Source organism: Micromonospora sp. Mcm103, assembly GCF_024519755.1.
GTDB classification, from domain to species: domain Bacteria; phylum Actinomycetota; class Actinomycetes; order Mycobacteriales; family Micromonosporaceae; genus Micromonospora; species Micromonospora aurantiaca.
The window spans coordinates 40,476-53,394 of sequence record NZ_JALJRJ010000012.1 but is presented as its reverse complement, the minus strand read 5'-3'; the positions used below and the strand labels follow the sequence as shown (position 1 = coordinate 53,394).

13 protein-coding genes are annotated in these 12,919 nt (G+C 72.1%); 6 read left to right on the top strand and 7 right to left on the bottom strand.

The window, feature by feature from the left end; all coding sequences use genetic code 11:
- The first annotated feature begins 157 nt into the window (after positions 1-157).
- Positions 158-1,687, top strand: a complete 1,530-nt coding sequence (locus tag OC439_RS16640) for a CopD family protein (RefSeq protein WP_262014203.1) — start codon at positions 158-160, stop codon at positions 1,685-1,687.
- A 33-nt stretch (positions 1,688-1,720) separates the two neighbouring features.
- On the opposite strand, the gene OC439_RS16635 is transcribed toward OC439_RS16640, so the two are convergent.
- From OC439_RS16635 to OC439_RS16605, 7 genes are all read right to left on the bottom strand, one after another.
- Positions 1,721-2,644, bottom strand: coding sequence for a M56 family metallopeptidase (locus OC439_RS16635; RefSeq protein ID WP_262014202.1), 924 nt, complete (start codon positions 2,642-2,644; stop codon positions 1,721-1,723).
- Positions 2,641-3,003, bottom strand: a complete 363-nt coding sequence (locus OC439_RS16630) for a BlaI/MecI/CopY family transcriptional regulator (protein ID WP_194799891.1) — start codon at positions 3,001-3,003, stop codon at positions 2,641-2,643. Before OC439_RS16630 ends, OC439_RS16635 begins: the two co-directional genes overlap by 4 nt.
- Positions 3,004-3,090: 87 nt before the next feature.
- Positions 3,091-3,750: a DUF305 domain-containing protein gene (locus OC439_RS16625; RefSeq protein WP_262014201.1), complete on the bottom strand. Its 660-nt coding sequence runs from the start codon at positions 3,748-3,750 to the stop codon at positions 3,091-3,093.
- 76 nt (positions 3,751-3,826) lie between these two features.
- Positions 3,827-4,240 carry a DUF6153 family protein gene (locus OC439_RS16620; protein WP_262014200.1) on the bottom strand — a complete coding sequence of 138 codons (414 nt, stop codon included), beginning with the start codon at positions 4,238-4,240 and terminating at the stop codon, positions 3,827-3,829.
- 139 nt (positions 4,241-4,379) lie between these two features.
- On the bottom strand, positions 4,380-4,844 hold the full coding sequence (locus tag OC439_RS16615; RefSeq protein ID WP_262014199.1) for a DUF3237 domain-containing protein: 465 nt from the start codon (positions 4,842-4,844) through the stop codon (positions 4,380-4,382).
- Positions 4,845-4,893: 49 nt separating this feature from the next.
- Complete coding sequence (locus OC439_RS16610) at positions 4,894-5,361, bottom strand: MarR family winged helix-turn-helix transcriptional regulator (protein ID WP_262014198.1); 468 nt, start codon at positions 5,359-5,361, stop codon at positions 4,894-4,896.
- Positions 5,358-6,587: a flavin-dependent oxidoreductase gene (locus OC439_RS16605; protein WP_262014303.1), complete on the bottom strand. Its 1,230-nt coding sequence runs from the start codon at positions 6,585-6,587 to the stop codon at positions 5,358-5,360. The genes OC439_RS16610 and OC439_RS16605 overlap by 4 nt, the downstream gene beginning before the upstream one ends.
- Positions 6,588-6,838: 251 nt before the next feature.
- Here OC439_RS16605 and OC439_RS16600 point away from each other — a divergent pair, with 251 nt between their 5' ends.
- The 5 genes from OC439_RS16600 to adhE are packed head-to-tail and all read left to right on the top strand — an operon-like array spanning position 6,839 to position 12,836.
- Entirely contained in the window at positions 6,839-7,813 is a 975-nt protein-coding gene (locus OC439_RS16600) for an ABC transporter substrate-binding protein (protein WP_262014197.1), read from the top strand.
- Positions 7,814-7,820: 7 nt separating this feature from the next.
- The gene (locus OC439_RS16595) at positions 7,821-8,591 is read left to right on the top strand and encodes an ABC transporter permease (RefSeq protein ID WP_262014196.1); all 771 of its coding nucleotides are present in this window, start codon (positions 7,821-7,823) and stop codon (positions 8,589-8,591) included.
- A complete protein-coding gene (locus OC439_RS16590; RefSeq protein ID WP_262014195.1) occupies positions 8,588-9,403 on the top strand; it encodes an ABC transporter permease in 816 nt (271 codons plus the stop codon). The genes OC439_RS16595 and OC439_RS16590 overlap by 4 nt, the downstream gene beginning before the upstream one ends.
- The gene (locus tag OC439_RS16585) at positions 9,396-10,214 is read left to right on the top strand and encodes an ABC transporter ATP-binding protein (protein WP_262014194.1); all 819 of its coding nucleotides are present in this window, start codon (positions 9,396-9,398) and stop codon (positions 10,212-10,214) included. Before OC439_RS16590 ends, OC439_RS16585 begins: the two co-directional genes overlap by 8 nt.
- 57 nt (positions 10,215-10,271) lie before the next feature.
- On the top strand, positions 10,272-12,836 hold the full coding sequence (adhE, locus tag OC439_RS16580) for a bifunctional acetaldehyde-CoA/alcohol dehydrogenase (RefSeq protein WP_262014193.1): 2,565 nt from the start codon (positions 10,272-10,274) through the stop codon (positions 12,834-12,836).
- Positions 12,837-12,919: the final 83 nt, after the last annotated feature.

The window sequence follows — 12,919 nt, the reverse complement described above, 5'->3', positions numbered from 1 at the left end:
GACGTTGATCAGGTCGACGCTCTACTACCAGCTCTTAGTAGTTCCCCTAGGATGGCGACCGCATCAGGTCGGAGCGATGGGCGCCGGGTCCATGTCTCCCTGACGAAGGGGATCAGTGGTGCCTCTCCCGCGGCGTCATCGGTCGCCGGCGCGTGGCGTGGCGCGGTGGCTGCTGCTCGTGTGGCTGGCGTGCTGTCCCGCCGTGTTCGTGGTGCTCGGGTTCGCGTCGCCGGCCGCCGCGCACTTCAAGCTGCTCAAGGTCGTACCGGCCGACGGCGCCCGCGTGGACGGCGCGGTCGCGGAGATCCGGCTGACGTTCAGCGCCCCCGGCACGCCCACCGCAGCCGGCTTCAAGCTCTCCCGCGAGGGTGCTGCCGTTCCGGTGACCACTCACACCCCCGACGGGGGCCGTACGTGGCTGGTCCACCCCTCCGCCGCGTTGACCGACGGGAAGTTCACGCTGCGCTGGAGCGTGGCCGCCCCGGACGCCCATCCGCTGACCGGCGACGTCACGTTCACAGTGGTCCCGGCCGCCGCGCCACCGGGCGCGACCGCCGCCCCCCGGCCCACGGCCGGTTCGCACGGGCACACCGGTCACGGCGGACCGGCCGTTCCGTCGGCGTCGCCGCCGGCCCACTCCGGCGGGCACGCGGTGGGCCACACCGCCGACGCCGGCCAGGGTCCGGTGCGGTTGATCGGCACGGCGGGGCGCTGGCTGTCCTACGGGGCGATCCTGCTCGGCGTGGGTGGTCTCGTCTTCGCGCTGACCACACTGGTGGGTACGCGCAGCGACATCCGGCTGGTCCAGGTCTGGGTACGCATCGCCGGGCTGACGGTGGTGGCCGGCGTGCTGCTCGAACTGGCGGCGCTGGCGGCCGTGTTCGGCGGGGGCGGTCTCGCCTCGGCGGTCAGCGTGCAGGCGCTGACCGCGCTCAGCCGTACGCCGGTGGCCGCCGGACTTGGTCTGCGGTTCGCCGGCGCGGCCGGGCTGCTCGTGGCCGGTTCCCTGGAGGCGGCGCTGATCCGGGGCCGGCACGCGGTCGGGCGGCACGCCGTGGTGACGGTCGCCGCGATCCCCACCGCCCCTCGCCCTCTTGTCGTGCCGCCCACCGGCGACGTGAGCGGCGACGAGGCGCAGCGGGTACGCGCGCGAGCGGTCCGGCCGGTGCTCCTCGGCGTCACGGTGGCGCTGCTGCTCGGCTCGTTCCTGTTCGACGGGCACACCGTCACCGCCGGGCCACGGGCGATCGTCGTGGCGGCGGACGTGGCGCACACCGTCGCCGCGGCGGTGTGGGTCGGCGGCGTTCTGCTCCTGGCGGCGCTGCTGCTGGGGCGTGCGCGCCTCGGTGTGCCGACGGGCGCCGCCGAGATGGCGGTGCGCTTCTCCGTCCCGGCCACCGCGGCGGTGACGCTCACCGGCGTCGCCGGTGCCGCGCTGACGCTGGCGATCCTGGACCGGCCCGGTCACCTGGTGAGCACCGGATGGGGCCGGGTGCTCCTGGTCAAGGTCGCGCTGGTGGCGGTCGTCGCCGTCGTCGGGCTCTACAACAGCAGACGGGTGGTGCCCCGGCTGGACCACCCCACCCCGGAGGGCATGCGTCGCCTGCGCCGCACGGTGCTGGCGGAGGCGGTGCTGATGGTCGCCGTCCTGCTGGCCACCGCAATCCTGGTCAACACCGGCATGTAGGTGGGCCCGCGCCGCCGGGGCGGTCCCGGGGGTCTACAGGCAGAACAGGATGCCGGTGACCACGCCGGCGCCCAGGGGTGCCGCCAGGGCGGTCGAGGCGAGCAGGGCGCGGGCGACCAGGTTGCGGCGGTGCGGGCGGCGTCCCTGGAGGCGCTGCAGCCGGATCGCCACGTCGGCACCGGCCATCGACAGCGCCGACGGCGGGCGCGGCGCGCCGGCGAAGGTCAGCAACGCGTCGCGTACGGCGGTCGAGCCGCATTCGCGGACGGCGGCGGCGTCGGCGCGCAGTTCGACGAGCAGGCGCACTGCTGCGGGCGCCTGGCGGGTCAGGGGCAGCCACGGTACGGCGGCGGCGAGCCCTTCCACGGCGGCCACCAGGAGATGGTGACGCTCCCGCAGGTGTGCCCGCTCGTGGCTGAGCACCGCGGCGAGCTGGTCCGCCGGCAGGTCACCGGCGGCGCTGGCCAGGACCGTCAGCCCGCCGGACCCGCCGAGGCTGTAGGCCATCGGGGTCGGGTGCGGGATCCACAGCACCGGCGCCTCGCCGCGCTCCGGTGGGCCGCCGGCGAGCGTGAGCAGGTCGGCGTGGGCGCGGCGAGCACGGTGGGCGCGCATCGCCCGGCGGGTGCAGGTCACCGTGAACCGGGCGAGCACGGCCAGCAGGAGCAGCGCTCCGGTCGCCCCGACGATCTCGTCGACGGCGGGCGGCCGGCTGGGTTGCGCCCAGTGCCAGCAGATTCGGGCGAGGTCGTGCAGCGCCCACTGCCGGGTGCTGCCGGGGGCGAGGAGCATCACGGTGGCGAGGGCGAAGGTGGCGAGCACCGCGACGATCAGGCCGAGCCAGCCGAGCAGCATCGCGACGGGGTCGGCGACGTGCCGGAAGCACAGCCGCAACGCGGCGGGACCACAGCAGGCGACCAGCACCGCGCCGGTGACGAGGGCGAGCGCGAGGCTCACGCCCCGGACTCCCGCTCGTCGAGGACCTGCCGCAGGATGTGCAGCTCGTGGTCGGAGGCGGACCGGGCGAAGTGCAGGAGCACCAGGTCGGGGTGGGTGCTCGTCTCGACGACCCGGCGCAGTGTCCGCGCGATGATCTCCTCGCGGGTGCCGGCGGCCCGGTAGCGGTAGGCCTTGCCGTCCTTCTCCCGTACGGCCCAGCCCTTGCGGTGCAGGTTGTCCAGCACGGTGAGCACCGTCGTGTACGCCAGAACCCGGTCGGTGGTCACCGCGTCGAGGACGTCACGCACGAGCACGGGCTCGGGGGCACGCCACAGGACGTCCATCACCGCCGATTCGAGTCTGCCCAGTTCCGCCACGTGCTCTCCCTTCGTGCCGGTCAGGGTACGTCAGGTGTCGTGGCGGTGCGGCCGGTCCCGACGCCGGGACCGGCCGCACCCGGCCGTCTACAGGCGGTCGAGGATCTTCTGCAGGGTCTGCACCTCGGCGGCCTGATCCGAGGCGATCTCGGCGGCCAGCGCCTTGGCCGCGGGGTTGCTCCCGTCGGCCTGCTCGGTCCGGGCCATGTCGATGGCGCCCCTGTGGTGGGCGATCATCATCTCGGCGAACATCCTGTCGAACGCGGGGCCCTTCGCCGCGGCGAGGTCCCTCATCTGCTGCTCGGACATCATGCCGGGCATCCCCGCGTCCATCCCCGGCATGCCGTGCCCGGGCGTGGCGCTCATGCCGGGCATGCTGTGGTCGCTGGGCAGGTCCGTGGGCTTGCCCCAGGCCGTGAGCCACCCCTTCATGGTGGCGATCTCCGGATCCTGCGCCGCCTTGATCTTCGCGGCCAGGTCCTTCAGTTCGCTGTCGCTCGCGCGCGTCGGGGCCAGGTCGGCCATCGTCACCGCCTGCTGGTGGTGCGGGATCATCATCTGGGCGAACATCACGTCCGCGGCGTTGACTGTGGCGTCCGCGGAGGCCGAGGCGCCCGCCGCGGAACTGCTGCCGGTGCCGTGCGTCATGCCGCCGGTGTCGTCAGCGCCGCCGCAGGCGGCGGTGGCGAGCAGGGCGGACAGGGCGACGCCCGCGAGGACGGCGCGGCGCAGGATGGTCTGTCTCATCAGTACGTGGTCCTTGTCGTGAGGTGTGCCGGAACGGAGTCGTCGGGTCCGGGCGAGACGCCGGACCGTGTTCTCCTCACGTACGCAGGACCGTGACGGCTCGCAGTAGCAGCCCGATGGGCCGGCGGGGTGGACCCCGGTCCGGGCCGGGCCCGCGGGACCGAGGGCCGGCCGGCGTGGCGGTGCCGCGGCGGGGCCGCCACAGCAGGGACAGGGCGCCGAGGACGAGTGCGCCGCCCAGCACCGCCAGGCACACGGTGAACACGTGCGTCCCGTCGTGGCGCCCGGGCGAGCCGTCGTCTCCGTGTTCGGCGTCGGGCGCGGCGGCGATCTCGCGGGCGGCGTCGGCGGCGTGGCCGGTGCTCCCGTGTACGGCGCTCGCGTGGGCGGCGTCGGGTCCGGCCGGGTGGCCGAACGTGTGCATGCCGAACACCCCGAACGTCACGGCGACGAACAGCGCCAGCCGCAGCAGCGGGTGAGCGCGTCCCATCCATCCCCTCCGCACGTCCGGCCCGGCGCGTGGCGGCCACCTCGACAACCAGCGTCTACTACAGGCGCATAGTAGATGGGATATCACGGCGGCCGGGCACGGGGAGGGCGAACGCGCACAACGCGCCGCGCGGGAACGACTACGTGACGCGGTAGGCGGTGTAGCGCACCCGGTCGGCCTCACGGATCGCCGACGCGACGAAGACGCACTGCTCCAGCACGGCCAGCGCGGGCACCGACGTCTCCAGTCGTACGCCCAGGCGGAAGTAGTACTCGGCGGGGTCTACCGCGTCGCCGCGCAGGAGGGCTTCGAGGACCTCGGGGCGGCCACTGCGGACGCCGAACGTGCGGAGGTAGACATGACCGCCGTCGGCGGTGCGCGCCGAGTAGCGGGTGTCGATCTCGATCGCGCCGTCGGGGCGGACCAGCTGCCAGTCGGCACCGCCGGGAAGGATGTCGGCCTCGACGAGGCCGGTGACCCGGCCGCCGACGACGGGCACCACGCGGCGGTGGCCCGCGCGGGTCACCCCGTGGTCCTCCAGCGCGCCGAGCCGGACCTCCACCTCGAACGCGGCCTCCAGACCGGGAACCGGCGGGGCGCTCACCGGGCCCCGCCCGGCTGCTCGGCGCGGCGGACGGCGCGTCGGCGCGTACTCATGGGGTGTCCTTGGTCTGCGCGAGGGCGTCGCGGAGGCGTTCCAGCGCGGGCACCGCGGCGGCGAGGGCCGCGCGGTCCTCCGCCGGGAGGGTGGCCGCGGCGCGGGCGACCAGGTCTCCGCTCGCGAGGTCGAAGCGGTCGAACAGGTCGAGGGCCTTCGGGGTGGCGAGGACGTCGACGTGGCGGTGGTTGCCGGGACGGGGGCGGCGCTCGACGAGTCCGTTGCCCTCCATCGTGGTCAGCAGGTTGCTGACCGTCGAGCGGCTCAGGCGGAGTCGTTCGGCCAGCTCGCCGGGACCGGACACGGTGCCCCGGGGCAGGGCCCGCACGATCTCGATCTGCGCGTCCGGAATCTCCGGCAGGTGCTCGGCGGCCCGGGCGGCGGCGAGCAGCGTGCGGCGCAGCGGCGAGATCACCGACGCCAGTCGGGCCGCGTCCAACCCGGTCGGCTCCGGGCCGGTCACGGCAGGACACCGGAGAAGACAGTCGGCGTGAGGGAGGCCCGTTCGTTGAGGTCGGCGGGCAGAAAGCCGGCCGCCTTCTTGTAGCCGGTGGCGATCTCGGTGAGCTCCTCCGGCGGGATGACGTCGTGGACGTGGTCGAAGCCGTCGGGCGCGCGCTCGTGGGCGAGCACCATCACCTGTTCCGGGCCCTGCCGCCTGTTGCTCAGCACGAGTGCGGTGGTCGCCGGCCGCCGGTCCGCCTCGTAGGCGTCGAGCGCCGCCCGGACCGTCGGCGCGGTGGCGAGGTGGAAGGCGAGGGTACGCGCGTCGAGGATCGCCTGCGACGCGCCGTTGGAACCGTTCGGGTACATCGGGTGCGCCGCGTCGCCGAGCAGCGTCGTGTTCCCGTGGGTCCAGGTGTCGATCGGGTCGCGGTCCACCATGGGGTATTCGAGGATCTCGTCGGCGGCGGCGAGCAGTTCCGGCACGTCGAGCCACGGGAAACGCCAGTTCGCGAAGAGGGCGACGACCGGCGCGGGGTCGACCGTCCGGTTCCAGTCCGCGTTGGGCCCGGCGAAACCGGGCCCGCGCCGCTCGGCGACGACGTTGATCAGGCCGGCGCCGATCGGGTACGCGACGAACTTCTGTTCCGCGTCCCCCGCCATGATCATGGTTCGCCCGTCCAGGAATCCGGGCGCCCGGGCCGTCCCCCGCCACAGCGTCAGCCCGTTCCAGATCGGCGGCCCCTCGCCGGGATGGTGTTGCCCGCGCAACGCGGAGTGGATGCCGTCCGCTCCGACGATCAGGTCGCCCGCGACGCTCACCTCCCCCGCCGCCGTCCCGAATCGGGCGACGCCGTCGCGGACGCCGACGAGCCGGTGCCCGGTGCGTACCGCGTCGGGTCCCAGCCGTTCCCGCACCACGTCGAGCAGTTCCATCTGGAACCGGCCGCGGTGCACGGATAGCTGCGGCCAGCGATATCCGGCGTCCAGTCCGCGCGGTTCGCTCCAGATCTGCTGACCGTGCCGGTTGTAGTAGGCAAGCGTGCCGGGGGCCGCGCCCAGCCTTTCCACGCGTTCGCCGAGGCCCAATTCGGTCAGCTCGCGAACGGCGTGCGGGAGCAGATTGATCCCGACGCCGAGTGGGCGCAGCACGTCGGCCCGCTCGTAGACGGTGATCTCACGGAAGCCGGCCCGGTGCAGGCTGAGAGCGGTGGTGAGGCCACCGATCCCCGCGCCCACGATCACGATCGCCAAGTCGTCGCTCCCTCCGCCACCGGACCACCAACCGCACAGTTTGGTCACAAAATCGTCACGCGTCAAGACGTATTCACATACGAGTTCCGGCCACTCGTCCCGCAATGCGATTCGCCTTATCGGAATTCTTGACAATCAATCACCTCTGCATGACGCTGATCGACGCGGTCGGATGGTTCACCTCACCTCACCGGCCCTCACTCCTCCGGATGCACCAGCGCTTCGCACGGAAGGGCTCGTCCATGAAGAAGGTCACCGCCCTCGCTGTTCTCGCCGGCGTCGCGATCGCCCTGACCGGTTGCACGGACTCCGACGCCACCGATCCGTCCCCCGGGGCGAGCGGCGACCTGCGCAAGGTCCGCGTGGCCGCATTGCCGATCAGCGAGACCGCCGCGCTGTGGGGCGGCATCGAGGCGGGCATCTTCCGGGAGCAGGGGCTCGACGTGGAGGTCGTGCCCGCGCAGGGCGGCGCCCAGGCCATCCCGGCGCTGCTCAACGGTGACATCGACTTCGCCATCGGTCAGCCGTTCGGCCCGTTCCGCGCCGACCTGCAGAACCTCGGTGTGGTGATCATCGGGAACTACGCGTCGTCCTACCCCGACGGTGACGACATCAACGCCGTGGTGGCGTCGGCGAAGTCGGGCATCACCCGGCCCGCCCAGCTCGCCGGGCGCAAGGTGTCGGTGAACAGCCTGGGCGCCGCCGGCGACGTCACGATCATGGCGGCGGTCGAGAAGGACGGCGGCGATCCCGCGAAGGTCAAGTTCGTCGAGGTGGCCTTCCCGGACGCGCCGGCCCAGCTCGCCGCCGGCAACATCGACGCCGCCTGGGTGACCGAGCCGTTCATCACCCAGATGCGCAAGCGCGGTGACGTCCTCGTGGTCGCCCCGTACCAGGCCACCGTCCCCGGGCTCACCACCCTGACGACGATCACGTCGAGCAAGCTGAAGGACTCCGACGCCTCCCTGGTCGCGGACTTCTCGGCGGCGATGAAGAAGACGCTCACCTGGGCCAAGGATCCGGCCAACGAGAAGGACCTGCGTCAGGCCATCAAGGACAATCTCGAACTACCGGAGGCGGTGGCGGACTCCGTGCGGCTCCCGGCGTTCGGGTGGGAGCTCGACCGGGCCGGCCTGGAGCAACTGGCGACGCTCGCCCAGAAGTACCGCGTCCTCGACCGGCGACCCGACTTCGACCGCCTCATCCAGCAGCAGTAGCCGGCCGATGCGCAAGATCCTGCTGGGCGCCGCAGGCCTGCTGGGGTTCCTCGTCGTCTGGCAACTGATCCCGACCCTGGGACTGGTCGACCCGCACTACCTGCCGTACGCCACCGACGTGTTCGGGCGGTTGGCCCAGGAGGTCCGCGACCTGGCGTTCTGGCGGCGGGTCCGGCTCACCATGACCTCGTGGGCGATCGGCCTGACGGTGGCGACGCTCGCCGCGGTCGCGCTGGGGACAGTGGTCGGGATGGTGCCGCTCCTGCGCCGCGCGACGCACACGACAGTCGAGTTCCTGCGGCCGGTGCCGTCGGTCGCGCTGATCCCCCTCGCCGTGCTGATGTTCGGCCTGCAGATGCGCGCCGCGCTCGTCATCATCGTCTACGCGGCGTTCTGGCAGGTGTTCGTGCAGGTGATCTACGGCGTCGCCGACGTCGACACCGTCGCCCGGGACACCGCGCGGAGTTTCGGCCTCACCCGCGCCGAGCGGCTGCGGTACCTGATCCTGCCGACCGCGCTGCCGTACCTGATGACCGGCCTGCGTCTCGGGGCGGCGGTCGCGCTCATCCTGGCCGTCACCGCGGAGATGGTGATCGGCAACCCCGGCCTCGGGCGCATGATCGAACTCTCCCGCTCCGCCGGGGACGCGGTCGGCCTGTACGGCCTCGTCGTGGTCACCGGGATGCTCGGACTGCTGGTGAACGTCGTGTTCCGCTTCGTCGAACGGCGCTCGCTGGCCTGGCACCAGTCGGTGCTCGCGGACGAGGCGACCGGATGACCGCCCTCGGCGCGGGCCGGGCCCGCTCGCGCGGCCTGGGCATCCGGGTAGCCGAGAACGTCCTGTTCGCAGTCGGGCTTCCCGTCCTGACCGTGGCGCTCTGGGCCGTCTGGTCCACCCGGTCGACGAACCGGTTCCTCGTCGGCCCCGCCACGCTCCTCGACGCGTTCCGGCAGACCTGGATCGGCCCGGCGTTCGTCGACGACGTCCTGCCCAGCCTGTACCGGCTCCTGATCGGACTGTTCGCGTCGATCCTGCTCGGCGTCGCCGCCGGCGTCGTCATCGGCCGGTTCCGCCCGCTACGCGAGATGCTCGAACCGCTGCTGGAGTTCTTCCGCGCGATCCCGCCACCCGTGCTGATCCCGGTCGCGATGCTGCTGCTCGGCATCACCGACACCATGAAGGTCGTCGTCATCACCTCCGGCGCGATCTGGCCGATCCTGCTGAACACGATCGAAGGCGTCCGGGCGACCGACAGCGTGATGACGGAGACCGCGTACTCGTTCCGGATCTCCCGGTGGGACCGGCTGTGGCGGCTGATCCTCCCGGCGGCGAGCCCGCGCATCATGACCGGCGTACGGCAGGCGCTCTCGGTGGCCCTGATCCTCATGGTGATCTCGGAGATGTTCGCGTCGTCAGCCGGCCTCGGCTACCGGATCGCCTACTTCCAGCGGAACTACCTCATCGCCGAGATGTGGAGCGGGATCCTGCTGCTCGGCCTCATCGGCGTCGTCCTCGCCGTGGTCTTCGGTGTCGTCGAACGCCGCGTCCTGCGCTGGTACCACGGAATGAAGGAGGTGACCCGTGGCTGACGGGCGTCCCCTGCTGAGGGTCGAGCACCTGCGGAAGGTCTACGCCTCCGGCCGGGGCGAGGTCGAGGCGATCGGGGACATCAGCTTCACCATGGACCCCGGCGAGTTGCTGTGCGTCGTCGGTCCCTCGGGCTGCGGGAAGACCACGCTCCTGAAATGCCTGGCCGGGCTGCTCCGCCCCACCAGCGGCCTCGTCGAGATGGAGGGGTCGCCGGTGACCGGGCCGAGCCCGGCGATGGCGGTGGTCTTCCAGGAGTACGGCCGCAGCCTCTACCCGTGGCTGACGGTCCGCGGCAACGTGGAGCTTCCGCTCCGCCACAAGAAGCTCTCCCGCGCCGAACGCGCCCGGACGGTCGCCGACGCCCTCGACGCGGTCGGGCTGCCGCAGTCCGCGCGCAGCCATCCGTGGCAGCTCTCCGGCGGGATGCAGCAGCGGGTGGCGATCGCACGCGCCATCGCGTACCAGCCGGACGTGCTGATCATGGACGAGCCGTTCGCCGCTGTGGACGCACAGACCCGCGCCGACCTGGAGGACCTCGTCCGCGAACTGCACCTGACCCGTGGCATCTCCACCGTCTTCGTGACGCACGACATCGACGAGTCGGTGTACCTGGGCCAGCGCGTGCTCGTCCTGTCGAACTCGCCGACCCGCGTGCAGGAGGACCTCGTCATCGACCTCCCCCGGGAACGCGACCAGCTCACCACCCGGGCCCTGCCCCGGTTCACCGAACTGCGGACCCACGTCTACGAGCAGATCCAGCGGGCCAAGCGCGGGCCGGTGGTCCCGTCCTCGCGGGTCCACCGGCCATAGTCGCATCGATCACCGCGGATCTAGGTTCGAGGTGACGGACCGATGGAGGGCGGAAGCATGATCGGAACCCTGGTGGAGAACGGTCTCACGGCGTTGGCCCGCTACGACTCCTACGGCCAGGAACAGGTCGACGAGATCGTGAAGAAGGCGTCGGTGGCCGCGCTCGGCCGGCACGCCGAACTCGCGATGCTCGCGGTCGAGGAGACCGGCCGAGGCGTGTTCGAGGACAAGGCGGTGAAGAACATCTTCGCCTGCGAGCACGTCACCAACCACATGGCCGACATCCGTACCGTCGGGGTGATCGCGCAGGACGACATCACGGGCATCACCCAGATCGCCGAGCCGGTGGGCGTGGTGGCCGCCGTGACGCCCGTGACGAACCCGACCTCGACCACCATCTTCAAGGCGTTGCTGGCCCTCAAGACCCGCAACCCGGTGATCTTCGCCTTCCACCCGGCGGCGCAGCGCTGCAGCGCGGAGGCGGCCCGCACGGTCCGCGACGCCGCAGTCGCCGCCGGCGCGCCGGAGCACTGCATCCAGTGGATCGACGAGCCGTCGGTGGCCGCGACGAACGAGCTGATGCGGCATCCCGCCGTCTCGGTGGTCCTGGCGACCGGCGGCAACGCGATGGTCCGGGCCGCCTACTCCACCGGCAAACCGGCGCTCGGTGTCGGCGCCGGCAACGTTCCCGCGTACATCGAGGCGTCGGCCGACGTGGCCCGCGCGGTGAACGACGTGGTGCTGTCGAAGGCGTTCGACAACGGCATGATCTGCGCCTCCGAGCAGGCGGTCATCATCGACGACGCGATCCGGCCGGCCGCCCTCGCCGAGTTCCGGCGACTGCACGCCCACATCGCGACACCGGAGGAGAAGTCGCTGCTGGAGAAGCTGCTCTTCGGCTCCGGGAAGCTCAACCCGGACGTGGTCGGGCAGTCGGTGACCTGGATCGCCGAACACGCCGGCTTCCCGGTCGCCCCGGACACCTCGATCATCCTGGTCCCGGTCGACCGGGTCGGCCCGGCCGAGCCGCTGACCCGGGAGAAGCTCTGCCCGGTGCTCGCCCTGCTGCCCGCCACCGGTCACGACCAGGCCTTCGGGTACGCCGAGCAGATGGTCGAGTTCGACGGCCTGGGTCACAGCGCCGTCATCCACACGCGGGACGCCGATCTGGCCGAGGCGTACGGCCGCCGGGTCAAGGCCGTCCGGATCATCTGGAACGCGCCGGCCTCGCAGGGTGGCATCGGCGACATGTACAACGCCTTCCTGCCGTCGCTGACGCTGGGCTGCGGCAGCTACGGCCACAACTCGGTGTCGCACAACGTCACGGCGGTCGACCTCATCAACATCAAGCGGGTGGCCCGGCGGACGAACAACCTGCAGTGGTTCAAGGTCCCGCCGAAGATCTACTTCGAGCCGAACGCGATCCGCTACCTCGCCGACATGCCCGACGTGCACCGGGTCACCGTGGTGACCGACCACACCATGACCAGACTGGGGTACGTGGACCGCGTGCTGTCCGTGCTGCACCGCCGCCGCGAGCAGGTGGCCCTGCAGATCATCGACGACGTCGAGCCGGAGCCCAGCGTCCGCACCGTCGACCGGGGCGCCGAGTCGATGCGCTCGTTCCGCCCGGACACCATCATCGCGCTCGGCGGGGGTTCGGCGATGGACGCCGCCAAGGTGATGTGGCTGCGCTACGAGCACCCCGAGGTGGTCTTCGCCGATCTGCGGGAGAAGTTCTTCGACATCCGCAAGCGCGCCTTCAAGTTCCCCACCCTCGGCGCGCTGGCCCAGCTCGTCTGCATCCCGACCACCTCCGGCACCGGAGCCGAGGTCACCCCGTTCGCGGTCATCACCGACACCGCGTCCGGCAAGAAGTACCCGCTCGCCGACTACGCCCTCACGCCGAGCGTGGCGATCGTCGACCCGGTCCTGGCCGCCGACCTGCCGGCGGTGGTCACCGCGGACAGCGGCTTCGACGCGCTCACCCACGCGATCGAGTCGTACGTGTCCGTCTACGCCAACGACTTCACCGACGGTCTGGCCCTGCACGCCGTCCGGCTCATCTTCGGCAACCTCGCCCGGGCCGTCCACCAGGGCGCCGCCGACCCGGTGGCCCGCGAGAAGATGCACAACGCCGGCACGATCGCCGGCATGGCGTTCGGCAGCGCCTTCCTCGGCATCGTGCACGCCATGTCGCACACCCTGGGTGCCACCTTCCACGTCGCACACGGGCGCACCAACGCGATCCTGCTCCCGCACGTCATCAGGTACAACGGCACCGTGCCGAGCAAGCTCACCGGCTGGCCCAGGTACGAGACCTACCGGGCGCCGCAACGCTTCGCCGACATCGCCCGTACCCTCGGGCTCCCCGCGGCGACCGACGCCGAAGCGGTGGAGGCCCTGGCCACGGCGATCGAGCGCCTGCGCGACGAGGTCGGCATCGAGCCGTCGTTCGCGGCGGTCGGCGTGGACGAGCAGGCCTTCCTCGCGGCGCTGCCGCAACAGGCGCTGAACGCGTACGAGGACCAGTGCGCGCCGGCGAACCCCCGGATGCCGATGCTCGGCGACATGCAGGAACTGATGCGCGCCGCGTACTACGGACCGGCGACCGCCGGCTGATCCGGCGGTGACCGCCGCCTCGCTCAGGAGGGCCCGGCGGTGCGCGGCGGTCGCCGGCGAGGGCCGAAAGTCCCCCGGCTTCC